This window comes from Arthrobacter oryzae (assembly GCF_037911235.1).
Classification (GTDB): Bacteria; Actinomycetota; Actinomycetes; order Actinomycetales; family Micrococcaceae; genus Arthrobacter; species Arthrobacter oryzae_E.
Genome location: NZ_JBBLYW010000016.1, coordinates 1 through 24879, shown reverse-complemented (window position 1 = coordinate 24879; position 24879 = coordinate 1). Strand labels below are relative to the sequence as shown.

At 66.5% G+C, this 24879-nt stretch carries 24 protein-coding genes; 4 read left to right on the top strand and 20 right to left on the bottom strand.

Annotated features, from left to right (window positions below):
• Nucleotides 1–34 precede the first annotated feature (34 nt).
• From WMN78_RS04675 to WMN78_RS04650, 6 genes are all read right to left on the bottom strand, one after another.
• Nucleotides 35–529, bottom strand: coding sequence for a CinA family protein (locus WMN78_RS04675; RefSeq protein WP_340532335.1), 495 nt, complete (start codon nt 527–529; stop codon nt 35–37).
• Entirely contained in the window at nt 526–1167 is a 642-nt protein-coding gene (gene pgsA / locus WMN78_RS04670; RefSeq protein ID WP_340532334.1) for a CDP-diacylglycerol--glycerol-3-phosphate 3-phosphatidyltransferase, read from the bottom strand. Before pgsA ends, WMN78_RS04675 begins: the two co-directional genes overlap by 4 nt.
• A 9-nt stretch (nt 1168–1176) precedes the next feature.
• The gene (locus WMN78_RS04665; protein ID WP_340532333.1) at nt 1177–4128 is read right to left on the bottom strand and encodes an FtsK/SpoIIIE family DNA translocase; all 2952 of its coding nucleotides are present in this window, start codon (nt 4126–4128) and stop codon (nt 1177–1179) included.
• Between the two features lie 200 nt (nt 4129–4328).
• Complete coding sequence (locus WMN78_RS04660) at nt 4329–6020, bottom strand: ribonuclease J (protein ID WP_340532332.1); 1692 nt, start codon at nt 6018–6020, stop codon at nt 4329–4331.
• A 43-nt stretch (nt 6021–6063) separates the two neighbouring features.
• Nucleotides 6064–6972: a 4-hydroxy-tetrahydrodipicolinate synthase gene (dapA, locus tag WMN78_RS04655; protein WP_340532331.1), complete on the bottom strand. Its 909-nt coding sequence runs from the start codon at nt 6970–6972 to the stop codon at nt 6064–6066.
• 79 nt (nt 6973–7051) lie between these two features.
• A complete protein-coding gene (locus WMN78_RS04650; protein WP_340532330.1) occupies nt 7052–7393 on the bottom strand; it encodes a hypothetical protein in 342 nt (113 codons plus the stop codon).
• 67 nt (nt 7394–7460) lie between these two features.
• Between WMN78_RS04650 and WMN78_RS04645 the strand changes: the two genes are divergently transcribed.
• Nucleotides 7461–8696, top strand: coding sequence for a heparan-alpha-glucosaminide N-acetyltransferase domain-containing protein (locus tag WMN78_RS04645; RefSeq protein WP_340532329.1), 1236 nt, complete (start codon nt 7461–7463; stop codon nt 8694–8696).
• Here the strand turns inward: WMN78_RS04645 and WMN78_RS04640 are convergent.
• The 7 genes from WMN78_RS04640 to WMN78_RS04610 all read right to left on the bottom strand — a co-directional run bounded on the left by WMN78_RS04640 (nt 8693) and on the right by WMN78_RS04610 (nt 14415).
• Nucleotides 8693–9175, bottom strand: coding sequence for a hypothetical protein (locus WMN78_RS04640; RefSeq protein WP_340532328.1), 483 nt, complete (start codon nt 9173–9175; stop codon nt 8693–8695). The genes WMN78_RS04645 and WMN78_RS04640 overlap by 4 nt on opposite strands.
• Before the next feature lie 5 nt (nt 9176–9180).
• Nucleotides 9181–9939 (bottom strand): 4-hydroxy-tetrahydrodipicolinate reductase, encoded by a 759-nt coding sequence (gene dapB, locus WMN78_RS04635; RefSeq protein WP_340532327.1) that lies wholly within the window; start codon nt 9937–9939, stop codon nt 9181–9183.
• Between the two features lie 76 nt (nt 9940–10015).
• A complete protein-coding gene (locus WMN78_RS04630; RefSeq protein WP_340532325.1) occupies nt 10016–10507 on the bottom strand; it encodes a molybdenum cofactor biosynthesis protein MoaE in 492 nt (163 codons plus the stop codon).
• Nucleotides 10497–11021 carry a MogA/MoaB family molybdenum cofactor biosynthesis protein gene (locus tag WMN78_RS04625; protein ID WP_340532323.1) on the bottom strand — a complete coding sequence of 175 codons (525 nt, stop codon included), beginning with the start codon at nt 11019–11021 and terminating at the stop codon, nt 10497–10499. The genes WMN78_RS04630 and WMN78_RS04625 overlap by 11 nt, the downstream gene beginning before the upstream one ends.
• On the bottom strand, nt 11018–11512 hold the full coding sequence (gene moaC / locus WMN78_RS04620; protein ID WP_340532321.1) for a cyclic pyranopterin monophosphate synthase MoaC: 495 nt from the start codon (nt 11510–11512) through the stop codon (nt 11018–11020). Before moaC ends, WMN78_RS04625 begins: the two co-directional genes overlap by 4 nt.
• Entirely contained in the window at nt 11500–12756 is a 1257-nt protein-coding gene (glp, locus tag WMN78_RS04615; RefSeq protein WP_340532319.1) for a gephyrin-like molybdotransferase Glp, read from the bottom strand. Before glp ends, moaC begins: the two co-directional genes overlap by 13 nt.
• Nucleotides 12757–12831: 75 nt before the next feature.
• Entirely contained in the window at nt 12832–14415 is a 1584-nt protein-coding gene (locus WMN78_RS04610) for a molybdopterin-dependent oxidoreductase (protein ID WP_425341114.1), read from the bottom strand.
• A 68-nt stretch (nt 14416–14483) separates the two neighbouring features.
• Here WMN78_RS04610 and moaA point away from each other — a divergent pair, with 68 nt between their 5' ends.
• Both moaA and WMN78_RS04600 read left to right on the top strand, forming a co-directional pair.
• Nucleotides 14484–15614, top strand: a complete 1131-nt coding sequence (moaA, locus tag WMN78_RS04605) for a GTP 3',8-cyclase MoaA (protein WP_340532317.1) — start codon at nt 14484–14486, stop codon at nt 15612–15614.
• Between the two features lie 7 nt (nt 15615–15621).
• Nucleotides 15622–15888, top strand: coding sequence for a MoaD/ThiS family protein (locus WMN78_RS04600; protein ID WP_340532315.1), 267 nt, complete (start codon nt 15622–15624; stop codon nt 15886–15888).
• A gap of 55 nt (nt 15889–15943) precedes the next feature.
• Here the strand turns inward: WMN78_RS04600 and WMN78_RS04595 are convergent, their stop codons facing one another.
• The 7 genes from WMN78_RS04595 to WMN78_RS04565 form a co-directional block, all read right to left on the bottom strand.
• Nucleotides 15944–16405 (bottom strand): DUF1579 domain-containing protein, encoded by a 462-nt coding sequence (locus tag WMN78_RS04595; protein WP_340532313.1) that lies wholly within the window; start codon nt 16403–16405, stop codon nt 15944–15946.
• 92 nt (nt 16406–16497) lie between these two features.
• Complete coding sequence (locus WMN78_RS04590; protein ID WP_340532312.1) at nt 16498–17841, bottom strand: pitrilysin family protein; 1344 nt, start codon at nt 17839–17841, stop codon at nt 16498–16500.
• 167 nt (nt 17842–18008) lie between these two features.
• Entirely contained in the window at nt 18009–20261 is a 2253-nt protein-coding gene (locus WMN78_RS04585; protein ID WP_340532393.1) for a polyribonucleotide nucleotidyltransferase, read from the bottom strand.
• Nucleotides 20262–20507: 246 nt separating this feature from the next.
• The gene (gene rpsO, locus WMN78_RS04580) at nt 20508–20777 is read right to left on the bottom strand and encodes a 30S ribosomal protein S15 (protein WP_028271969.1); all 270 of its coding nucleotides are present in this window, start codon (nt 20775–20777) and stop codon (nt 20508–20510) included.
• 216 nt (nt 20778–20993) lie between these two features.
• A complete protein-coding gene (gene kynU / locus WMN78_RS04575) occupies nt 20994–22238 on the bottom strand; it encodes a kynureninase (protein ID WP_340532309.1) in 1245 nt (414 codons plus the stop codon).
• Nucleotides 22235–23089 carry a tryptophan 2,3-dioxygenase gene (gene kynA, locus WMN78_RS04570; protein WP_340532307.1) on the bottom strand — a complete coding sequence of 285 codons (855 nt, stop codon included), beginning with the start codon at nt 23087–23089 and terminating at the stop codon, nt 22235–22237. Before kynA ends, kynU begins: the two co-directional genes overlap by 4 nt.
• A gap of 29 nt (nt 23090–23118) precedes the next feature.
• Nucleotides 23119–24102: a bifunctional riboflavin kinase/FAD synthetase gene (locus tag WMN78_RS04565; RefSeq protein ID WP_340532305.1), complete on the bottom strand. Its 984-nt coding sequence runs from the start codon at nt 24100–24102 to the stop codon at nt 23119–23121.
• A 235-nt stretch (nt 24103–24337) separates the two neighbouring features.
• On the opposite strand from WMN78_RS04565, the gene WMN78_RS04560 reads away from it, so the two are divergent.
• Nucleotides 24338–24879, top strand: a 542-nt coding sequence (locus WMN78_RS04560) for a DUF937 domain-containing protein (protein ID WP_340532303.1), incomplete at its 3' end; no start/stop codon positions are given.

Below are 24879 nucleotides of genomic sequence, written 5' to 3'. Positions count from 1 at the left end.
AACTATTAGGAATCAAATTTTGTTCCCGGCAACTTTACGCCGGGTAAGCCCCGGAAGATAGGGCCTCAAGCAGCCGCTCCAAAGCCGCCGCACATGCCTGGCCGCGGATGTCCGCGCGGTTCCCCTCGAAAACATAACCGAACGACGTCGTGCCCTCCGCCGTGGCGACGCCGACGAAGACCGTTCCCACGGCTTTCCCGCCGTGCGGTTCGGGACCGGCGACGCCGGTGGTGGCCACTCCGATGTCTGCCTTGCAGACCCGCCGGGCACCCGCGGCCATCGCTTCCGCGACGTCACCGTCGACGGATCCGACGGCGTCCAGCAGCTCACGGGGCACGCCCAGGACGTCCGCCTTGACTGAATTCTGGTAGGAAACCACGCCGCCCTGGAGCATCCCCGAGGCTCCGGGGGTATCCGCGAGTACCGCCGCCACCATGCCCGCAGTCAGCGATTCGGCGGTGGCCACAGTCAGGCTCCGCGAAATGGCGCCGGACACGGCCTGTTCAGCGATGCGGTGCAGATTGCTCATGGCAGCTCTCCCTGGACGGGCTGGCTGGCTGCGCGCCGGCCGTTGGCCCGCAGCTTCAGCGCCTCTACGACATATTGGCCGCCGGTCCAAACGGTGATTGCCACGGCCACCAGCATCACCAGGAAGGCCACCACACCCAGCCACGGCGCCAGTGAAGCGAGCGGGACCACGTACAGCAGGATCGCGACCGTCTGCACCACTGTCTTTAGCTTGCCGCCCCTCGACGCCGGGATGACGCCGTACCGGATCACGAAGAACCGCAGTGCCGTGATACCCCATTCGCGGACCAGGATCAGGATGGTGATCCACCACGGCAGCTCGTTCAACAGGGAGAGCATCACGAGGGCGGAGCCGGTGAGCAGCTTGTCAGCGATCGGATCGGCGATTTTGCCGAAATTAGTGATCAGGCCCCTGCTGCGGGCGATGTCGCCGTCGAGCTTGTCGGTGTAGATCGCGACGGCGAACGTCAGGGCAGCGGCCCAGCGCCAAATGCCGTTCTGGCTGTCCAGCCCCGGGGCGTCCGCGACGAGGAACCAGACGAAGAACGGTACCAGGACAATCCGCAGCATCGTCAGGATGTTCGGAAGGTTCCAGATCCCGGAGGCGGAGCCTGAGCTGTTGGCTTCAGTGCTAGTCACTCTCCTAGGCTACCGTCCGGTGAGCGACCAGGCGTCCTCGGAGCCGTCTTCGTCGTCACCGGAGTTGCCGTCGGCGCCGTCCGCGCCGTCGTAGTATTCGACGTTCTGGGTGCGGTTGTCCAGGTCTGCCGCCACGAGGTCCTCGGCGTAGCCGCCCTGGGCGATGTTCGCGTTGGCGTTGTCGCTCAGCGCTGCGGTCTGGGAATCCGGCGCTGCAGGGGCCTCCTGGCCCTTCATGGCAGCGAGGACTGCCGCAAGGTCATCGGGCTTCACCAGCACATCGCGGGCCTTCGAGCCCTCGGAGGGGCCCACCACTCCCCTGGATTCGAGCAGGTCCATGAGCCGGCCGGCCTTGGCGAAGCCGACGCGCAGCTTCCGCTGCAGCATCGACGTTGAACCGAACTGGGTGGTGACCACGAGTTCGGTGGCCTGCAGCAGGACTTCGAGGTCGTCCCCGATGTCGTCGTCGATCTGCTTCTTCTGCGCCTCGGGGGCAACGTCGTCGCGGTACACGGCCTTGAGCTGGCCCTTGACGTGCTCGACGACTTTGTGGATTTCCGATTCCGTGACCCAGGCGCCCTGCACGCGCATCGCCTTGGAGGCGCCCATAGGCAGGAAGAGCGCGTCACCCTGGCCGATGAGCTTTTCGGCTCCGGGCTGGTCAAGGACCACGCGGGAGTCGGTGACGGAGGAGGTGGCGAACGCCATGCGGGACGGGACGTTCGCCTTGATCAGGCCGGTCACGACGTCGACGGACGGCCGCTGCGTGGCGAGCACCAGGTGGATGCCGGCGGCACGGGCCAGCTGGGTGATGCGGACGATGGAATCCTCGACGTCGCGCGGGGCCACCATCATGAGGTCGGCAAGTTCGTCCACGATCACCAGCAGGTACGGGTAGGGGCGGATGACGCGCTTGGAATCGACCGGCGGGTGGACCTTGCCGGCGCGGACGGCCTTGTTGAAGTCGTCGATGTGCTTGAAGCCGTAGTTGGCGAGGTCGTCGTACCGGGCGTCCATCTCGCGGACCACCCACTGCAGCGCCTCCGCGGCCTTCTTGGGGTTGGTGATGATGGGCGTGATCAGGTGCGGGACGCCCTCGTACGCCGTGAGTTCCACGCGTTTGGGGTCCACCATGACCATGCGCACTTCGTCCGGCGTGGCGCGCATCAGGATGGAGGTGATCATGGAGTTCACGAAGGACGACTTACCGGCGCCGGTGGCACCTGCCACGAGCAGGTGGGGCATCTTGGCCAGGTTCGCGACGACGTAGCCGCCCTCCACGTCCTTGCCGACGCCCATCACCATCGGGTGGTCGGTGCGGCGGGCGTTCTGGCTGCGGAGCACGTCGCCGAGGGAGACGGTCTCGCGGTCCGTGTTCGGGATCTCGATGCCGATGGCCGACTTGCCCGGGATGGGGCTGAGGATGCGGACGTCACTGGAGGCGACGGCGTAAGAGATGTTCTTTGACAGCGCGGTGACGCGTTCCACCTTCGTGCCCGGCGACAGCTCGATTTCGTAACGGGTAACGGTGGGGCCGCGGCTGAATCCTGTCACCTGGGCATCCACGTTGAACTGGTTGAGCGTTTCCGTCAGGGACGCCACGATGGCGTCGTTGGCCTCGGTGCGCTCCTTCGGGATGGATCCCGGAGTCAGCACGTCCGACGACGGCAGGGTGTACGTGACGTCGCCGGCCAGCGAAAGCTGTTCCGTCCGCTGCGGGATCGGCGTGGGCGGCGGCGCGGGGGCAACGGGGCGTGAGGGCACTTGGGCAGCTGAAGCGACGGCAGCCGCACCGGCTGCGGCGCCGGCCCCGGGGTTCAGCGATCCGGCGGCCACCATCCCGGGGGTCACCAGCGGGATGGCCTCCGTAGCGTTCTCGCCGGTTGCATCCTGTCCCTTGGCGCCCAGCCCCTGGGCTGCCTTGATCTTCTCGACGGCGATTTCGGCCTGGGTGGGCCGGCGCACGCCGGGTGCCGGGCGGGGATCTTTGCCGCCTGCCTTGGTGCCGTTGGCGCTGTCGGTTGCCTCGTCGTCGTCGATGACGGCATGTTCGAAAGCTTCGTCGCCCACATACCCTTCGAGGCGGGGATCATTCTCCTGGTCCTTACCGAACAGCCGGCCGCGCCTCTTCTTTTTCGGCGCAGCCGGGGCGGAGTTTTCGTAGAGGTAACTGCGGTCGTGGTTGTCGCCCGGCTCCTGCAGGTCGATGCCCATGAGGTGCTCATAGGCATCTTTGATCCGGCGGGGAATGGCGCCGAAGGGGGTGGCGGTCACGATCAGGAGGGACGTGAAGGCGAGCAGGCTGTAGACGGCCACGGGCACCGCGGTGTGGAGGGCTGCCAGCGGTGATGCGGCCAGGAAGCCCAGCATTCCGCCGGCCCGGCGCAGGCCGTCAAAGCCGTCCGTGACGGTGGGCTGGCCGCCAATGATGTGTGCCAGGCCGCAGCCGGCAAAGGTCATGATGAGGAAGCCGATGCCGATCCTGTTGTTGCCCCGCCCATCCGAAGGCTGGCGGAACAGCCGGAAGGCGCACACGAACAGCATGAGCGGCAGCACGAGGGACATCCAGCCGAACGTGCCGTTGACGATCGCGAACACGGTGTCGGGGAACCACCCCTTGAAGCCCCACCAGGCGAAGGTGGCAACGAACACACCCAGGGCGAGGTTGAAGAGGGCTGCGCCGTCCCGGCGCTCCTCGGGCGCCAGGTCGCTGACGTCATGGCCGATCCGGCGGACACCGCCGCCCACGACGTGCCCGATTCCCAGCCAGGCGCCTGCGGCCACCCGCACCAGCCACGGCTGGCGGGGTTCGACGGCGGCCATCTGGCGCGTGCGTGCCGTGCCCGAAGCTCCTCCGGCCCGGGTGGTCTTGGACGCGGCGGAGCCGGAGCCCCTGCCCGCTGAGCTGCCTGATTTGCCGCTTGAGTTGCCTCTAGGCGCGGAGGAAGTACGTGTCGCCATACCCGCCACGGTACCCGAAGCCCGGCCAAAAACCGCGGATTTCCGGGGCGTTCCACGATGCATGTTGCGGACGGAACAGCGGCCCTGGGCCGTTTCGGGGCGGGCTTCAACCGGCTTAAATGACGGGGCCCTCCCCCGCAGGCGGCGGCCCGAAGGCTCACTTCACTGCGGGGAGGGCCCCGTCCACGGTTCCAGGCGCTTTACGCCTCCAGCACCACCGGAATGATCATGGGCTTGCGGCGAAGCTTGCGGTTGACCCACGTGCCGACGACGCGGCGGACAACCTGCTGCAGCTGGTGCGTGGTGTGGTCCGTGTGGTTGAGGACGGCCTCTTCCAGCGCGGCATTGATCTTCGGAATGATTTCGTCGAAGACGGAATCGTCTTCAGCCACGCCGCGGGCGTGGATTTCCGGTCCGGAGACCACCTTGCCGGTGGCCCGGTGGATCACGGTGATGATGGAGATGAAGCCTTCGTCGCCGAGGGTCTGGCGGTCCTTCAGGTCGGCTTCCGTGACTTCGCCAACGCTGGATCCGTCAACGTAGACGTAGCCCACCTCGACCTGGCCCACGACGTCGGCCTGGTGGTCCCGGAGGTCGATGACGGTGCCGTTGTCCGCGAGCAGGATGCTCTCATCCGGCACCCCGGACTCGAGGGCGATCTTGCCGTTGGCAATCAGGTGCCGGGTCTCGCCGTGCACCGGCATGGCGTTCAGCGGTTCGAGGATGTTGTAGCAGTAGAGCAGTTCCCCGGCCGCAGCGTGGCCGGACACGTGGACCTTGGCGTTGCCCTTGTGGATGACATCGGCACCGAGCTTGAGCAGGCCGTTGATGATGCGGAAGACGGCGTTCTCGTTGCCCGGGATCAGGCTGGAGGCGAGGATTACGGTGTCGCCCTGGCCGACGACGACGCGGTGGTCGCCGTTGGCCATGCGGGACAGGGCTGCCATCGGCTCGCCCTGGGAACCGGTGGACATCAGCACCACGCGGTTGTCCGGCAGGTTGTCGATGTTCTTGATGTCGACCAGGATGCCCGGGGGCACGTCGAGGTAGCCGAGCTTCTCGGCGATGGCCATGTTGCGGACCATCGAGCGGCCCACGAAGGCAACCTTGCGGTTGTGGTTGGCCGCGGCGTCCAGGACCTGCTGGACGCGGTGCACGTGCGATGAGAAGGACGCCACGATCAGGCGCTTGGACGCCTGGCCGAAGAGACGGTCCAGGGTGGGGCCGATTTCCTTCTCGGCGGTGGTGAAGCCCGGCACGTCGGCGTTGGTGGAGTCCGACATGAACAGGTCCACGCCCTCTTCGCCCAGCTTGGCGAAGTGGCGGAGGTCAGTGATGCGGCCGTCCAGCGGCAGCTGGTCCATCTTGAAGTCGCCGGTGTGCAGCACGGTACCGCCGGAGGTACGGAGGAACACGGCGAGGGCATCAGGGATCGAGTGGTTGACGGCTACGAATTCGCATTCGAACGGGCCGAACTTCTGAACCTGCCCCTCGGTGACGATCTGGGTGATCGGCTTGATCCGGTGTTCCTGCAGCTTCGCCTCGATGAGGGCCAGCGTCAGCTGGGAACCCACCAGGGGAATGTCGGCGCGCAGGCGCAGCAGGTACGGAACGGCACCGATGTGGTCCTCGTGGCCATGCGTCAGGACGACGGCCACGATGTCATTGAGGCGGTTCTCGATGTAGGAGAAATCGGGCAGGATCAGGTCGACGCCGGGCTGGGTCTCCTCCGGGAAGAGGACGCCGCAGTCGACGATGAGCAGCTTGCCGTCGATTTCGAAGACGGTCATGTTGCGGCCGATCTCCCCCAGGCCCCCGAGCGGAACGATCCGCAGGGTGTCCTTGGGCAGTTTCGGCGGCGTAACAAGGCCGGGAAGGGCGGTTTGGGTCATAGTGCACTACTTTCCGGACGAAAGCAGGTATGTTCTTTGCCGATCAGGAAAAGATCATTCCTGCTTCCGCCAAATCCTCGCGGATGATTGCGATCTCGGCGTCGTCCGGCTCCACGAGGGGCAAACGGACAACCGAGTTGGGCAGGACTCCCTGCCATTTAAGAATCTGCTTGGCCGCTACGGCCCCCTGCACGCGGGTCATCGTGGCCCGGATAACAGGTTCAAGTTCAAAATTGATCTTCCGGGCGGTGCCGAGATCGTTCGCGTTGACGGCGTCGATCAGCTCGCGGAACCGGCGTGTGGCAACGTGGGTGGTGACGCCCACGAGCCCGACGGCGCCCAGCGCCATCCACTGAAGGGTCAGTCCGTCGTCCCCGGAGTAGAACAGGAGGTCAGTCTGCGCCATGACGCGCGTCGCGGCAGCGAAATCGGCCTTGGCGTCCTTGACCGCAACGATGTTCGGGTGCTCGGCGAGACGGATCATAGTCTCCGGAGCAATCTGGATTGAGGAACGGCCGGGGATGTCGTAGAGCATCACGGGAACGTCGGTTGCGGAGGCAATGGTCTCAAAGTGGGCGCGGACGCCGGCCTGGCTGGGCTTGTTGTAGTACGGCGTGACGATCAGCAGTCCGTCGACGCCAACCTCGGCCGCCTGCTTGGAAAGGTGCACGGAGTGTGCGGTGTCGTTGGTTCCGGTGCCGGCAATGATCGCGGCGCGGCCGCCGACAGCGTCCTTGACCGCACGGAACATACCCACGTTCTCCTCGTCGGTGAGGGTGGACGTTTCTCCCGTGGTTCCAGTGACAACGAGGCCGTCGCAGCCGTCGTCGACAAGCTTCACGGCGAGTTCCGCCGCCTGCTGGTAGTCCACTTTGCCGTCCTCAGTGAACGGCGTGACCATGGCGGTCAGGAGGGTACCGAAAGCAGGGATATTCGCGGAAGTTTCAGCCATAGGAAAAACGTTACCTTGTTCCCTGCTTGTTAGGAGAATGGCGTCGGCGTGATCATCGTCAAATTCGCGCCGGAGGGCGTCACTTTTTTGGGCTGTGGGACGGTTCAGGGCTGCGGGTGCCGCAGTAGCGGCCCACAGCGTCCTGGCGGAGCGCCTCGGCCCACGCGGCGAGCCGCTGGGCAGCGCGGACATAGTCGAATAGTTCCGTGGGCGTGAGGGCCTCCAGGTCGCATTCGGAGAGCCTGCGCGCCAGTTCTGCGCCGGGAGGCTGGGCCGAGAGTGCCACACCCTCACTGCTCCACTGGATGTCCTCGGCGGGCTCTCCGGCCACAAGCTGCCTAAAGAGATAGTCGACCACGCCGGGGCTCATGGCCCGGAGCGGCCCCGAAGCGGCAGACCGAGGTTCTGGTGCATTATTCATGGAATGATGTTATTCGAACATATATTCGAACACAAGAGCTTCCAGCCGGATATGAGACCATCGGCTCATGACCTCCCGTGGCACTGCTTCACCCTCGCGGACCGCCCCAGGCACCTCTAAGACGACGAGACTCACCGGAATTGACGCGGCCCGGGGACTGGCGCTGCTCGGCATGATGGCGACGCATCTGCTGCCCACCTTCGAAGCCGACGCACAGCTGACGCCCACATGGATCGGCTTGACCTTCTCGGGACGGGCGGCAGCGCTGTTTGCCGTCCTGGCCGGGATCGGGCTGGCCCTGTCCACTGGTAAGCAGCGCCCGCTGCAAGGCCAGGAGCTGCGCGGCGCACGCCGCGGAATAGCGCTCCGCGCCCTGGTGATCGCCGTCGTCGGACTCTTCCTGGGCGGCCTGGAAGTGAACGTCGCGGTGATCCTGGTCCACTACGCCGTGTTGTTCCTGTGCGTCCTTCCGTTCATCGGGCTCAGCATCAAACCGCTCTGTGCACTGGCTGCCGGCTGGGTGGTGGGTTCGCCGGTGCTGGCGTACCTGCTGCGGCCGTGGCTCCTGGCACCTTCCCCGGCACTCAAGCTGGGCCATAATCCCAACTGGGACGACCTCGCCACGCCCGGACGCCTGCTCGGGGACATCTTCCTGACCGGCTACTACCCCGTCCTGCAGTGGCTGAGCTACCTGCTGATCGGGCTGGTGATCGGCCGGCTGGCGCTGGCGAAGGCGGCCATCCAGGTGATGCTGCTGGCCGGCGGAACTGCGGTGGCCGTGCTGGCCAAATGGCTGGGCGTGCTGGCGATGGACGACTGGGGCGGCAAGGAAGCGCTCCAGGCCCAGCTTGCGGATCCCCGTTACCCGCTGGACAGCCTCCTGCAGGTAAACCTGGCGGGGCTCGAGCAATCAGGCTCCTGGTGGTGGCTTGCCAGCAGCGCACCGCATTCGGGCACCACGCTGGACCTGCTCCACACTTCGGCCGTGGCCGCCGCCGCGGTGGGTGCCTGCCTGCTGCTGGGGAGGCTGGGCGAATGGCTCGCCTTGGACCTGTTGCTGCCGCTGCGGGGTGCAGGTGCCATGACTCTCAGCCTGTATACGGCGCATGTATGCCTCGTGGCCGCCATGTACCTGCAGCCGCTGCCGGCCGGGTGGACCGAAGAAGGTGTGTATGCGGCTCAGGCTCTGACCGCCGTGCTCATCGGCGGGTCGTTCGCGGCGCTCAACTGGCGCGGGCCGCTGGAGTGGGTAGCCCACGCTGCCAGCGAGGTGGGCCGGTACCAGCGGGCGGGAATCCGCTAGGCGGGCCTGCCGCCCCCACGGAACAGCTTCACGGCATCACGCATGGATGCCCGGGCGCGCTTGCGGTCGCCTGCGGCATCGTAGGCACAGCTGAGCCGGAACCATGAGCGCCAGTCCTCCGGCGCAGCTTCGGTTTCGGTCCGGTACTTTTCAAACTCGGCGTCCGCGGATTCCCGCACGATCCTTCCGGCGGGCGTGCGCTGCAGGTTGTCGACCGGCAGGCCGCCTTCCGCTTCGAGGACCCGTGCCATCTGTTCGGTCCGGGCCCCGAACATGAGCTCGCGGACCAGGGCCCAGGCGCCGATGACGGGCAGGATCAAGTACGCGGCTCCAATGGCCTTCGCCACGGGGTTGGGGTCGGCGATGAGCAGCAGGGAGCGCTGGAAGGACACCACCAGGTAGAAAACCAGCAGGAGCGTTACCGCGCCGACCCAGATTTTGGTGCGGTTCTTCTTCAGGCCGGCGAGGATGTTGCCCATTGCCGTCAGACTCCGAGGTCCAGGTAGCCGTCCAGGCCGACGGTCAGCCCGGGGTGGCCGGCAACGTTCCGCACTCCCAGCAGCACGCCGGGCATGAAGGAGGCCCGGTCGAAGGAGTCGTGCCGCAGGGTCAGCTGCTCCCCCGGCCCGCCGAGCAGGACTTCCTGATGGGCCACAAGGCCGCGGAGGCGCACACTGTGGACACGGACGCCGTCCACGTCGCAGCCCCGGGCGCCGGCAAGTTCGGTGGTGGTGGCGTCCGGGCTGGCGCCTACTCCGGCGGCCGCGCGTTCTGCCGCGATAAGTTGTGCCGTGCGGACCGCGGTGCCCGAGGGCGCGTCAACCTTGTCCGGGTGGTGCAGCTCAATGACCTCCACCGATTCGAAGTACCTGGCGGCCTTGGCGGCGAACGCCGACGCCAGCACGGAGCCGAGGGCGAAGTTGGGGGCGATGAGGACGCCCACGCCGGCGTTCCGGTCCAGCAGTTCCGCCAGCTCGCCGAGCCTGCCGGCATCCCAGCCGGTGGTTCCGACGACGGCGTGCATGCCGTGTTCGACGGCGAACCGGACGTTCGCTTCGGTGCTTTCGGGGACCGTCAGGTCCACCACAATCCGGGCACCGGCGTTGACCAGCCCATCCAGGGAATCACCGCGTCCGAGGGCCGCTACCAGCTTCATGTCGGGGGCCGCTTCAACGGCTTTCACGGCCTCGGCGCCCATGCGCCCGTTTGCGCCCAGGACGGCGACGGCAAGTTGTTCGGTCATGGAGTTAACCCTACCGTCGGGCCGCCCGCCCGGATGAACCGGGACAGGAGGTTACTGCGCTCCGTCCCGGACTGTCCTATGCCCCGGCCCCGACCCATTCGACGGTCCCGTCACTGAAGAACTGTTCTTTCCAGATGGGCACCTCCGCCTTGATCCGGTCAACGAGCTCCGAACACACTTCGAACGCCTGGCCGCGGTGGGAGGCCGACACGGCGCACACCAGTGCCGGATCCCCGATTTCCAGCATGCCCACCCGGTGTGCTGCCCAGATCCGCACAGGCTCCCCGCCGTCGCCGGCGTGCTCGGCGGCGAGCCGGGCGACGACGTCGGCCATGACCTGATGGGCCGTGGGATGTGCACTGTAGCTGAGCCGCTCAACCGGCTTGCCGCCGTCGTGGTTCCTAACCACGCCGCTGAAGCTGACGACTGCGCCCGCCGTGTCCGATTCCACTGCCGTAATCGCCTGGGCCACGGAGATGGGCTCCGCGCTCAGCACCGCGTTGACGATCTCAAATCCTGGTTCCGGACCTGATGTGGTTGTGGTTTCAGTGGCCTTGTCAGTGCTCATGGCTGCCTTCCAACTGGTCGCAAAGGTGGCTGATGACCGGGTCAAGCACGCTCAGGCCGTCCATGACGCCCTTGGGTGATCCGGGAAGATTGACAATGAACGTCCGTCCGGCTGCACCGGCGTGCCCGCGGCTCAGCATTGCCATCGGAGTCTTGGCGAGTCCGGCCTGCCTGATCGCCTCCATGATGCCCGGAATTTCGCGCTCCAGCAGCGGGACCGTCATCTCCGGGGTCAGGTCGTCGGGGCTCAAACCGGTACCGCCGCTGGTGATGATCACGGCGGGATGCTGCGTCAGCAGGGCGCGCAGCGCGGCGCCCACGGGCTCGCCGTCCGGCACCACCATGGCCGGGAACGTTTCGAAGCCGTGCTCGGTCAACCAGTCGGTGATCACAGGGCCCGTCTCGTCGCGATAGATGCCCGCGGCTGCACGGTTGGAGGCAATCACGACGCCGGCCTTCCGGCCGGTGGCTTCGCCGTGGCGGTGCGGTTCGGGCTGCTGTCCAAAGCTGCTCATGCTGTCCAGTCCCCGCTTTTGCCGCCGCTCTTGGCCAGTACCCTGATGTCGGTCAAGACGGCATGCTTGTCCACTGCCTTGATCATGTCGTACACGCTCAGGGCCGCCACGGACGCCGCGGTGAGCGCTTCCATTTCGACGCCGGTTACGCCGCGGGTCTTCACGGTTGCCAGCACCGCGACGGCATCCAGGCCTAGTTCGAAGTCAACAGTGACCTTGGAGATGGGCAACGGATGGCACAGCGGGATGAGCTCGGGGGTCTTTTTCGCCGCCATGATCCCGGCCACACGGGCCACCGCCAGGGCGTCGCCCTTCGGCAGGTCCCCTGCGCCCAGGAGGGCGAGCACCTCCGCGGTGGTGCGGACCGTAGCGGTGGCGGTGGCCTCCCTCGTGGTCTCGGCCTTGCCGGATACATCAACCATCTGTGCTGTTCCGTCCCGGCGCAGATGCGTCAGGCCGGCAGCATTGTCTTCAGTGTTCACAGCATCCATACTTCCACTTCTGCGCCAGCGGCGAGCGCAGCAGTCCCTGCCGGCACATGGATCAGGGCGTTGGAATTGGCAAGGGCGTGCACCAGGTGTGAGCCCGCGCCGCCTTCCAGCCGGACCGTGCCGTCCGGAAGGAGGGTGCCGCGCCGGACCTGGTGCTTTCCCGCAGGTGATTCCACCGGTTCCGCCAGCCTGGCACGGAGGGCCGGCCGCGGCGCCGGTGAGCCGAACAGTGAACTGAGCACCGGCCGCAGGAACATTTCGAAGGAGACCAGGCAGCTGACCGGGTTGCCCGGAAAGCCCACGAACGGGACGCCGTCGAACCGGCCGATGCCCTGGGGTCCCCCGGGCTGCATGGCCACATGCAGGAACTCCACGTCCTGCCCGGCTGCAGCCTGCCTGACCACTTCATAGGCGCCCTTGCTGACACCGCCCGTGGTGACGATCAGGTCCACGTGCGGGGCGTGCTCCCGCAGCATGGCGGTGAGCTGGTCGGGGCTGTCCGTCGAAATGGCTGCCCGCAGAACCTCCAGCCCGGCCTGGCGCATGGCTGCTTCGAGGAGCGTGCCGTTGGCGTCGTAGATCTTTCCGGGTTCCAGCGGGTTGCCGGGCTCCACCACTTCGTCCCCCGTGGTGGCGAGCAGCACCCGGAGCTTCCGGTGCACCGCGACCCGGGTGATGCCCAGTGCCGCCAGGAGCCCCAGCTGTCCGGGGCCCAGGAAGGTTCCGCCGGCCAGCGCCAGCTCCCCTGCCCGGATATCGCTGCCCGTGCTGCGGACGTACGTGCCGGGCTCTGTTGCCGGCAGCCGGACTGTGGCTTCCGCTCCCGGATCCGGAAAGGCGTCGGGCACCGCCTTCTCGATGGGTACGACGGCGTCGGCCCCCGGAGGAATCATGGCTCCGGTCATGATCGGGGCTGCCGTGCCCGGTTCAAGCGCGGCTGCGGTGGCACCGGCGGCGATGGGGGCCACCACCGTGAGGAGCGTCCCGCCGCCGGAAATGTCACTGCTGCGGACGGCAAAGCCGTCCATCTGGGAATTCGCAAAAGGCGGCAGGTCCACGGGAGCGGGGACATCCCCCGCCAGCCCGCGTCCCAGGGCGGCCAGCAGCGGCAGCTGTTCTGTGCGGCCGGGGCCGTTGAGGTCTGCCAGCAGCTCCCGCACGGCGTTCCGGTGGGCCTCCACGGTGCGGGTCTGGCTGCCGTGCCCGGATGCGGTGTGACCGTGGCTGTTGTCGGTGCGGTGCATGCGTTCCTTACCTTGGTCCGGGCGTACTGCTGCGTTTCTCAAGCTGCGTGCCGGGCGTACTGGGCGCGCCGCCCGCTACGGTGTCACGTCAACTCTAATGGTGTGGAATCCGGTAGCACCGTCAGGTGCAACCCGTGATGGCGCTTCGATCTGCGGCACACCCTGCAGGTCCGTGGCGCGGACCTGGATTTCGTACTGCCCGGGCGTCAGTGTCAGCGCCAGCTGCCACTGGTACCAGGTGTCGCGGGAAATCCCGGGAGCAAGCTCCGCCGCCTGCCAGTCTCCGCGGTTGACGCGCAGTTCCACCTTCCCGATTCCGGTGTGCTGGGCCCACGCGACACCGCCGAACGCCACCGTTCCGGCCCGCACGGGACGGCCGGCGCGCGGCACGTCGATGCGTGACGACGTCTTGATGGGTCCGCGTGCGCTCCAGCCGCGGGGCGTCCAGTACCCGACGTCGTCCGCGAACCGGGTGACCTTCAGTTCAGTAAGCCATTTGGTGGCGGAGACGTAGCCGTACAGGCCGGGCACGACAAGCCGCACCGGGAAGCCGTGCTCGAGCGGCAGCGGCTCGCCGTTCATCCCGACGGCGACCAGGGCATCCCGGTCATCAGTGAGGACCTCCAGCGGCGTGCCGGCCGTCCAGCCGTCCTTGCTGCGGGAAAGCACCATGTCCGCCCCGCTCTTCGGTCCGGCCATGGCCAGCAGCTCGCGGACGGGCCAGCCCAGCCACAGCGCATTGCCGATGAGGTCACCGCCCACTTCGTTCGAGACGCACGCGATGGTCACGTGGCGTTCGGTCATGGGCTTGGAAAGCAGCGTGGCGAAATCCAGCTCGATTTCCCGTTCCACCAGGCCAGTGACCTTCAGGACCCAGCTGTCCGGATCCACCGCAGGAACAGTGAGCGCGGTATCGATCCGGTAGAAGTCCCGATTGGGCGTTACCAGCGGACTGATGCCGTCAAGCCCCAGTTCAGCGCCGGCCGGAAGCGGCGGAGCCGGGGACGACGCGGACGGCAGGGCCAGCCTGCTCCGGAACTCGCTGACACCTGCAGCGGCTCCGCGGAGCGCTGCGGCAAGCACTCCCCCGGCAGTGGCGACAACGGCGCCTCCGCCCAGTGCCTGCAGGAACCGGCGCCGGCCCGCCGCTGGGGCCGGAGGCCGCTCAAGGCCGGGCTTCTCAGGGCCGGGCCGCTCCGCTGCCGTGGGAGCCGTCTTCCAGTCCCGGAGTCGCGACACTAGCCAGCGCAGCACCAGGATCCCCGTTCCGGCGGCCAGCAGCGGCAGCACAGTGGCGTTGCCTGTCACCTGGGCCCGGCCGAGGACCGCCACCAGTCCCACCACGCCAAATACGGCGATCACCGCAACCCCGGCGAAGCGGCGCCGCCATTCCAGGACGCCGGCGAGCGCGGCCAGGGCCGCCATGGCCAGTCCCATGCCGATGAGAAGCGCTAACTTGTCACCGGTACCGAAGACGGCGATCGCCCAGTCCTTGACCACTGGCGGAACAGCATCGATCACCGCACCGCCAACGCCTGTCATGGGCGACAGCGCCGGGCTCACGAGGACTGCGGCGAGTTCGCCGGCAACCACCCCCGCGGCCACGGACACGACGCCTGCGGCAGCGGCATGGGCCGGCGCCGGCTGGGACTTGTTCACCCCTCCAGCATAGGTTCGCAGATGACATAGGCGTGATGGTTGGACCCAAGGTGGCGTAGCCTGAATTTATGACTGTTCAGCTTGGTATGCCGCAACCCCGGGAGGGAGCCGGTTCCGCCGCGGGAGTACCCCCACTGCCGTCCCGGCCGGCGGGCATGTCTGCGGGCCTGATGGACCGTTACGGACGCCGCGCCACGGACATGCGCCTTTCCCTGACCGACAAATGCAATCTGCGCTGCACCTACTGCATGCCTGCCGAAGGCCTTGAATGGCTGGCCAAGCAGGCAGTGATGTCCGCTGAGGAAATCGTCCGGATCGTGCGGATCGGCGTTGACATGCTGGGGGTGCGCGAACTGCGCCTCACCGGTGGCGAGCCGCTTGTCCGGGCCGACCTGCTCGACATTATTTCCGCCCTGCGCCGGGCCCACCCCGAACTGCCGATTTCCATGACCACGAACGCCGTCGGCCTGGACAAAAAGGCGGCCGGGCTCAAGGCGGCCGGGCTGTCCCGGATCAATGTCTCGCTGGATTCCCTCCACGAGGAAACGTTCACCAAGCTGACGCGCCGGCCGTTCCTGGACAAGGTCCTGGCCGGCGTGGACGCCGCCTGGGCCGCGGGACTCGGTCCGGTGAAACTCAACGCCGTCCTGATGCGCGGGATCAATGACGCCGAGTCCCCGTCCCTGCTCGCCTGGGCGCTGGACCGGGGGTACGAGCTCCGCTTCATCGAGCAGATGCCGCTCGACGCCGACCACGGCTGGACCCGCCGGAACATGATCACCGCCGCCGGAATCCGCGAACTTCTCTCCGTGGACTACGTGCTCAGCGCAGATCCGAGGGACCGCGACGGCGCACCCGCCGAACGCTTTGAGGTCCGGGCCCGCGTGCCCGGCACGGCCGAGGCCGCCGGACCAGTGCTGGGAACGGTGGGGATCATCGCCTCCGTGACGGAACCCTTCTGCTCCGACTGCCGCCGCACCCGGATCACGGCCGAGGGCAAGATCATGAGCTGCCTGTTCTCCCGCGAGGAATTCGATCTGCTGGGGCTGCTGCGCGAAGGTGCCACCGACCAGCAACTCGCCGAGCGCTGGCAGGACGCCATGTGGATCAAGCCAAAGGCCCACGGCATGGACCACGTTGGCTTGGACGCTCCGGACTTCGTCCAGCCGGACCGCAGCATGAGCGCCATCGGAGGCTGAACCACCTGTGAACGTACGATATTTCGCTGCCGCGCGCGCTGCCGCCGGCGTCGACGAGGAACGCTATGAGCTCCCCGCGGGCGCCACCGTCGCCTCGCTCCTGGAGGCGATCCTCGCCGTCGAGCGCCCGGAACCCCCGGCAGGAACACCGCCGCTGGCACGCCTGCTGTCACGGAGCAGCTTCCTGCTCAACGAGGTGGCGGTGCGGAACCGTACAGCGGCGCTGAAGCCGGACGACGTCGTCGACGTTCTGCCGCCGTTCGCCGGCGGCTAGGCAGTCCTCGGGTTCCGAGTGCCGCCCGGCGGGGCTCAAATGTCCGTTCGCGCTTTCAGGTGCGGCGGCATACGGAGGTCAAGAACGGAGCGAAGGCCGTGGCGCCGGCGAGGCGGACCGCGGAGGTGTGCGTCAGCACGCCGTCGTCCACCCGGAAGGTGTGCCGGGACGTGTCCCGGCCATTGCGGCGTTCCACAGTGAGGACTCCGCCGTGCAGGCTGCACCGCGTCGGGGCCTCCCGCGGCAGTCCCACGCTGTCCACGTGATACCAGACCGTGTCCGGGTGGTCAGCGTCCATGGTGAACATGCCATGCCGCTCGAAACGGATCCCGTCATTTTCCGTGTGGCGGTAGCTTTGCAGCACCGCATACCCGCCGGCAGCCGTGGCGAAGGTCAGTTCAGCAGCTGCCGTCCTCGCAGGGCGGCGCGGCGTAGCCTCGATGCTCGTGGTCCCTGTCCAATGCCCGAGGAAAGCGTGCAGCTCTTCCTGCGCAGTCCCCGGGTGCAGACGGTCCATAGCTCCTCCAGTGTGACCCCCGGCTTCATCATCACGCCGCTGCGGTGGGATGTCCAGCGTAGAGTTGGGATGCCCGGCGTGAAAGGTCCGGCTTAGAGGCCGAAGGTTTCGCCTTCCTCGAAGGGTCCCACGACCGTCACCGTCCGCGGCGCGGCTGCCAGCTCCTGCGCCAGTTCGCGTACCTGCTCCACGGTAACGCTCTTGATCTGCCGGAGCGTTTCCTCGATGTCCTGGTATTCACCGGACACCAGCTCCGCCCGGCCCAGCCTCGACATCCGCGAACCGGTGTCCTCGAGCGCCAGCACAATCCCGCCGCAGAGCTGGCCAACGGCCTTCTTGAGTTCCTCACCGGAAATACCGTGCTCCGCCAGCTTGTCCAGTTCGGTTCCCAGCAGCTCAACGACCTGGCGGACCTTCGACGGAGTGCACCCCGCATACATCCCGAAGTAGCCCGCATCGGCATAGGACGATGCAAAGGAGTACGTGGAGTACACCAGGCCGCGCTTTTCCCGGACTTCTTGGAACAGCCGCGAGGACATGCCGCCGCCCAGCACGGCGTTGAGCACGCTCATGACGTAGCGGCGACCGTCCGTAGCCACGATCGTGGGACAGCCCATGATGATGTTTGCCTGCTCCACGGGGCGTTTGATCACATGGAGCCCGGCCGTGCCGGTGATGTCGGCCCGCTCGGTGGAACGCCTGTCCACGGGAGCCGTACCGGGTTCCAGCGCCCAGCCCGCCTGGTGGAGCGCGTCCACCACAAGTCCGCAGACGACGTCGTGGTCCAGTCCGCCGGCGGCGGTGATGACCAGCTCGTCCGGACGGTAGTACCGGCGGTAGTGGTCCCAGACGGAATCGCGGGCCACGGCCCGGATGGCCTCCGGGGTGCCTCCGATGGGGCGTCCCAACGGGTGCGTTCCCAGCACCGCCGCGACGAAATGCTCATGGGCGACGTCCGTGGGATCGTCGCTGTCCATCGCGATTTCCTCCAGGATGACGTCCCGTTCCTGCTCCATCTCCTGGGGGTCCAGGACTGCGCCGGTAATCATGTCCGCGATGACGTCGATGGCCATCGGGAGGTCGGTGTCCAGGACGCGGGCAAAGTAGCAGGTGCTTTCCTTGGCCGTGGCCGCGTTGGATTCTCCGCCGACCTCATCGAAGGCGGACGCAATTTCCAGCGCGGTGCGCCGCTTGGTGCCTTTGAACAGCAGGTGCTCCAGGAAGTGCGTGGACCCGTGCTGTCCGTGGGCTTCGTCCCGGGACCCTACGCCGACCCAGAATCCGATGGTCGCGGAACGCTGGCCCGGCATGGCCTCCGTCAGTACGCGCACGCCGCCGGGGAGGACGGACCGGCGAACAACGGACCCGCCATCGGCTCCGTGGATCAGGGTGTCTCCGGGATGGTTCTGCACTAGCGGCAGGGGTACGACAGTCATCAAGGCCTTTCACGAAAACGGTGCCAAATCTGCCTGCAATCGTACCAGCGGACCGTTCTCACGCGGCTCCGGGAACCGTCGTTCAATCGCTCGGCTTAAAGGCGGCGGGGCCGGTGGATGATCCACCGGCCCCGCCGTACTGCTGGTACTACAACAGGCTCTGCAGTCTACTCTGCAGCTGCCTCGACGGACTCAGCGCTTTCAGCGCCTTCTTCCTCGGCGATAACCGGGGACAGGGACAGCTTTCCGCGGTCGTCGATCTTGGTGATCTCGACCTGGATCTTCTGGCCCACGGAGACGACGTCCTCGACGTTGTCAACGCGCTTGCCGCCGGCGATCTTGCGCAGCTCGGAGATGTGCAGCAGCCCATCCTTGCCCGGGGTGAGGGAAATGAAGGCGCCGAAGGTGGTGGTCTTGACGACCGTACCCAGGTAGCGCTCGCCGATTTCCGGAACCTGCGGGTTGGCGATGGCGTTGATCGCGGAGCGTGCGGCGTCGGCGGACGGGCCGTTGGTGGCGCCGATGTAGACGGTGCCGTCGTCCTCGATGGAGATGTCCGCGCCGGTGTCTTCCTGGATCTGGTTGATCATCTTGCCCTTGGGCCCGATGACCTCGCCGATCTTGTCAACCGGGATCTTGACCGCGATGACGCGCGGCGCGAACTCGGAGAGCTCGTCCGGGGTGTCGATCGCGGAATTGATGACATCCAGGATGTGCAGGCGTGCTTCGCGGGCCTGCTTCAGTGCTGCTGCCAGCACGGAGGCGGGGATGCCGTCGAGCTTCGTGTCCAGCTGGATGGCCGTGACGAACTCGGAGGTACCGGCAACCTTGAAGTCCATGTCACCGAAGGCATCTTCGGCGCCGAGGATATCGGTGAGCGCGGCGTAGCGGGTCTGGCCGTCAACCTGGTCGGAAACCAGGCCCATGGCGATGCCTGCAACGGCGGCCTTCAGCGGCACACCGGCGTTGAGCATCGACAGGGTGGAGGCGCAGACGGAACCCATCGACGTCGAACCGTTGGAGCTGAGGGCTTCAGACACCTGGCGGATGGCGTACGGGAATTCCTCGCGGGACGGCAGCACGGGCACGAGCGCGCGCTCGGCCAGGGCGCCGTGGCCGATTTCGCGGCGCTTGGGCGAACCCACGCGGCCGGTCTCACCGGTGGAGTACGGCGGGAAGTTGTAGTTGTGCATGTAGCGCTTGCGCGTTACCGGCGACAGCGAGTCGATCTGCTGTTCCATCTTCAGCATGTTCAGCGTGGTGACACCCATGATCTGGGTCTCGCCGCGTTCGAAGATGGCCGAACCGTGCACGCGGGGCAGGACCTCGACCTCGGCGGTGAGCTGGCGGATGTCCGTCAGGCCGCGGCCGTCGATGCGGATCTGGTCCTTCAGGATGCGCTGGCGCACGACGTGCTTGGTGACCGAGCGGAACGCTGCGGACAGCTCCTTTTCGCGGCCTTCGAACTGGCCGGAGAGCGAAGAGGTGACTTCGTCCTTGAGCTGGTCCGAAGCGGTGTCGCGCTCCTGCTTGTCGGCGATCTGGAAGACAGCAGCCAGCTTCTCAGCGGCGGCTGCCTCAACGGCGGCGTACACGTCGTCCTCGTAGTCGAGGAAGACCGGGAACTCGACGGTCGGCTTGGCAGCGCGTGCAGCGAGGTCGGCCTGGGCGTCGCAGAGAGCCTTGATGAACGGCTTGGCAGCCTCGAGACCTTCGGAGACAACCTCTTCGGTGGGAGCGGTGGCGCCCTGTTCCTTGATGAGGTTCCAGGAGTTGTCCGTGGCTTCGGCTTCAACCATCATGATGGCGACGTCGTCTCCGTCGGCTCCCGACACAACCCGGCCCGCGACAACCATGTTGAACACGGAGTTCTCGAGCTGGGAGTGCTTCGGGAATGCGACCCACTGCGAGCCGTTCTCGTCGGCAACGAGGGCAACGCGGACGCCGCCGATCGGGCCGGAGAAGGGCAGGCCGGAGAGCTGGGTGGACATCGAGGAGGCGTTGATGGCCACGACGTCGTAGAGCTCGTCCGGGTTGATCGCCAGGACGGTGACGACGATCTGGACCTCGTTGCGCAGGCCCTTGATGAAGGCCGGACGCAGCGGGCGGTCCATGAGGCGGCAGGCCAGGATGGCTTCGGTGGAGGGACGGCCTTCGCGGCGGAAGAACGAGCCCGGGATGCGGCCGGCGGCGTACATGCGCTCTTCGACGTCAACGGTCAGCGGGAAGAAGTCGAAGCCTTCACGCGGGTGCTTGCCGGCGGTGGTTGCGGACAGCAGTGCGGTGTCTTCGTCGATGTACACCATGGCTGCGCCGGCTGCCTGCTTGGCAAGACGGCCGGTTTCGAAGCGGATTACACGCTTACCGAAGCGGCCATTGTCAATGACGGCTTCTGAGAACTGGATTTCGGGACCCTCCAAGAGAGTCACCTCCGTTTCTTGGTTAACGGAAGTCCAGCCGCATCAACCCAGTCCAGCATCTGTCTACTGGCCTGCACTGCACCCGGTCATCGATCGAGATCCACGGGCCGGGCTTCACTCTTCGAAGCCGTTCCCGGGAATCACTACCGAGGACCGCGAATGCGTGATGCGGTTGATCCTCCTGTTTAGTTTTGTTTGAAGAAGGCGGCCCTTTCCGTCACGGAAGGGGCCGCCCCTTAAGCCTGACTAGCGGCGCAGGCCGAGGCGCTCGATGAGCGCACGGTAGCGGGCAATGTCAGTGTTCTTGAGGTAGGTGAGCATACGCTTGCGACGACCAACCATGGCCAGCAGACCGCGCTGGGTGTGGAAGTCGTGCTTGTGCTCCTTCATGTGCTCAGTGAGATCCTTGATCCGCTGAGTCAGGACTGCAACCTGGACCTCCGGTGAACCGGTGTCGCCTTCGGACGTTGCGAAATCCTTGATGATGGACTGCTTTACAGCGGCGTCAAGTGCCACAATAACTCCTAGAGATGTGCCGTGAGGCCCGAATCAGTAACTCACTGCCGGGTGTGCCAGCGCCGAAGATCCCCGCTAATTCGGGGATTCCTGCACATAACAAGAGCCAGCCGCCACGGACTGCAGCCGGATCCAACGTTTAGTTTACCGGCCCGGCCGCAATCTTGTCGAAACACGCTTTGCATCCCGGCCGCGACGAGTGGCGCGCGCCGGCACCTATGGGCGCGCCAGCAGATCCCGGACGGCGGCAACACCGCGGTAGACCTCCATGAAGGAAGTACTGAGCGGCGACAGCCCGATCCGGATCCCGTGCGGCGCCCGGAAGTCCGGGATGACGTCCTGCGCCCAGAGCTCGGCAGTCATCTCCCGGAAGCCCGGGTGGTCCACGGTGATGTGGCTCCCCCGCTGCTCCGGGTCCCGCGGCGTTGCCAGGACGACGCCGGCCGGAGCGAGCCACGCATCGTGGAGTTCGAGCGCGAAAGCCGTGAGCTTCCGCGATTTTTCGCGGAGTGCCGACATACCCGCTTCTTCGATCAGGTCCAGCGTCCCCTGCATGGCGATCATCCCGAAGATGGCCGGCGTTCCGCTGAGGAAGCCGCGGATCCCGGGGGCCGGTTCATAGCCGGCCGCCATCTCGAAAGCGTCCTTGCGGCCCATCCATCCCCAGATCGGCTGGTTCAGCCCGGGGAGGTGGCGGGCATTGACGTACGCGAACGCCGGTGATCCCGGTCCGCCGTTGAGGTACTTGTAGGTGCAGCCCGCGGCGAAGTCGACGCCGGCGGCGTCCAGGTTGATCTCCACCGAGCCGGCGGAGTGGCAGAGGTCCCACACGACCAGCGCGCCGGCGTCGTGCACTGCCCCGGTGATCGCCGGCAGGTCGGCGAGGTAGCCCGAGCGGTAGGCGATCTGGCTGAGGACCACGACGGCGGTGGCCGGCCCTGTCGCCTCCCGCACCTGTTCCACGGTCACTCCGGAGGCGGGATCTGCTTCGATCCAGCGAAGCGTCAGTCCTTCTTCCCGGGCGATGCCTTCAAGGAGGTAACGGTCGGTGGGGAAATTGTCTGTGTCCAGCACGATTTCGGTCCTGGCGGGGTCCCTGACTGCGGCGAGGGCGGCGCGGATCAGCTTGTACAGGACGACGGTGGTGGAGTCGGCAATGATGGTCTGCCCGGGAGCAGCGCCCAGCACCGCCCGGCCGAGCTGGTCACCGATGGCCTCAGGCAGCTGGAGCCATTCCTCGTCCCAGCCGCGGATCAGCCGGCCACCCCAGCTGTGCTGGATGAAGCTGTTGATGTCTGTGGCTGTCCGCTTCAGCGGACGGCCCAGCGAGTTCCCGTCCAGATAGGACAGGTCGGTGTCCGTTCCAATGAAGTGGTCGCGGTAGCCCGCCAGCGGGTCTGCGGCGTCGAGTTCGATGGCGCGCTGCAGGAGGGCGTCTTGAGTCTCTTGAACCGTGCTCACTGGCCGATCTCCGTCCGGACAGCGAAAAGTTCGGGGAAGAAGGTCAGTTCCAGGGCCTTTTGCAGGAACGCGGCCCCGCTGGACCCGCCGGTTCCTGCTTTCATGCCGATGGTCCGTTGTACCGTCCGCAGGTGCCGGAACCTCCAGAGCTGGAAGTTGTCCTCCAGGTCCACCAGTTCCTCGCAGGCCTCGTAGGCACCCCAGTTGTCTGCCGCATTTTCGTAGATGTGCTTGAACACCGGGACCAGCTCAGGGCAGAACTCATGGGCCCTGGTGACGTCGCGTTCCAGCAATGATGCCGGAATAGCGAAGCCCTGCCTGTGGAGGTAGGCCAGGAATTCGTCATAGATGCTCGGCGCTTCCAGGACGCGGCTCAGCTGCTCATACGCTTCCGGGTCTGACTCGAATACCGGCAGCATCTTGCGGTTCTTGTTCCCCAGGACGAACTCAACAGCCCGGTACTGGCTGGACTGGAATCCCGACGAGTTGCCCAGGAAACCACGGAACTGTGAATACTCGGTGGGTGTCAGCGTGGCCAGCACGGACCACTGTTCGGTCAGGGTCTTCTGGATGTGCTTGACCCGCGCAATCGCCTTCAAGGCGGAGCCGAGGTCGTCGCTGCGGAGCCAGGCCGCGGCGCTGCGCAGCTCGTGCAGGACCAGCTTCAGCCACAGCTCAGTGGTCTGGTGCTGGATGATGAAGAGCAGTTCGTCGTGGTGTTCAGGATCGCTGACCGGCTGCTGTGCGCTGAGCAGCGTGGGCAGTTGCAGGTACGACGCATAGCTCATCCGTGAACTGAAATCCCGGACAATGTCCTTTTCCAGTTTCCGTGTGTTTTTCTCTACGGACACAGCGGTGCCTTCCTTGCCAGTGACTGGGGTCAGCGCCGGAACAGGATGTCGTGGGCCTGGACGACGTCCAGGCGCATCTGATCGACGAGCGCCTCCGGCCCACGGTACGCCACCATGCCCCGCAGCCGCGCCACGAACTCCACAACTACTGTCTGGTCGTACAGATCGAAGTTTTCAACGGGCTCTTCCGGCCGGTCAATGACGTGCGCTTCAACCTGCCTGCTGACGCCGTCGAACGTGGGGTTGGAACCCACGGAGATGGCCGCCGGCCATCGGGTGCCGGCCTGGTCAACGAGCCAGCCGGCGTAGATGCCGTCGGCCGGAATGTAGCCACTGGCGTCCGAGGCCAGGTTGGCAGTGGGGAATCCGAGCGCGCGGCCGCGGGCAGCACCGTGGACCACCTGGCCGCGCATCCGGTGGGAGCGGCCCAGCACCGCAGCTGCCGTGGAGACGTCGCCGTCCCGCAAGGCCTCACGAACCCAGGTCGACGAACAACGGCGGTCCTTGCCGCCGTCGTCGTGAATGGGAAAGCCTTCGGAACCGAACTCACTGATGACCTGGACGGTGAACCCGAACTTCTCGCCCAGCTCCTGCATCGTGGACAAGTCACCGGAGTTGCCGCGGCCGAAGCGGGCGTCGTGGCCGATCACCACATGGCTGACTTTGAGGCTGTCGACGAGGACGCTGGCAACGAACTCCTCCGGCGTGAGGCTTGCCAGTTCCAGGGAGTACTTCATCACCAGGACGGCATCCAGGCCCAGCTCACCAAGGGCGACGAGCTTGTCCTCGAGGCCCATGATGAGTTCGGGCGCGGATTCGGGCCGGTGCACCTGGGCGGGGTGGGGGTCGAAAGTGATCGCGACGGCGCGGGCATGGTTCAGTCGGGCGGTGCGGATGAGTTGTGAAAGCACCTGCTGGTGCCCCCGATGCACGCCGTCGAAATTGCCGAACGTGACGACGGTAGGGCCGAAGTCCGCGGGGACCTCGGACGGATCGTTCCAGATGTGGACCATCAACCTCGCCTTTTACTGCCTGCCATTGACTCGTCCGGAATGCCGCGCCGGGCCCCGGAACTCTCTAAGATTACCCGCAATTGCCCGCGGCAACCGACGTACCGGCCGGTCCCCCGACGCGTGCCTTCCACCGCCCTGCGTCCCGGACTAGGATGCAAGGGCAGCATCCGGCGACGCAGGTGCGCGCCGCAGCCAACCACGCCCGCTGCCGCGCAGCAGGCTGAAGGAGAGTGCTATGACTGACATCCACGAGATCCTGGAACAGATACCCGTTGACCAGATTGCCGGGATGCTCGGCACGGACAGGGCATCCGCCCAGGCCGCCGTCGAGGCTGCAGTGCCCACCCTGCTCGCCGGCATGCAGAGCAACACACAGGCGCCGGAGGGCGCCGCCTCCCTTGAATCCGCGCTTGCCCAGCACCAGGACGGCCTCATCGACGGCGGCGTGGATGCCTCGCAGGTGGACACCGCCGACGGCGAAAAGATCGTCAGCCATGTTTTCGGCGGACAACAGGACCAGGTGGCAAGCCAGCTCGCGGGGACTGCCAATCTCGGCGGAGTGGGCGGCGACCTCGTCCGGAAGCTCCTGCCCATTCTGGCGCCCATCGTGATGTCCTACCTCGCCAACAAGGTTCTTGGCGGCCGGAACGCGCCGGCAGGCGGCGGGGTAGGCGGCGGTCCTGCCGGCAACCCGGCAGGACCGGGTGGAATCGACCTCGGCAGCATTCTGGGCGGCATTCTTGGCGGCGGTGCGCAGGGCGGCGGCTCGCAGGGTGG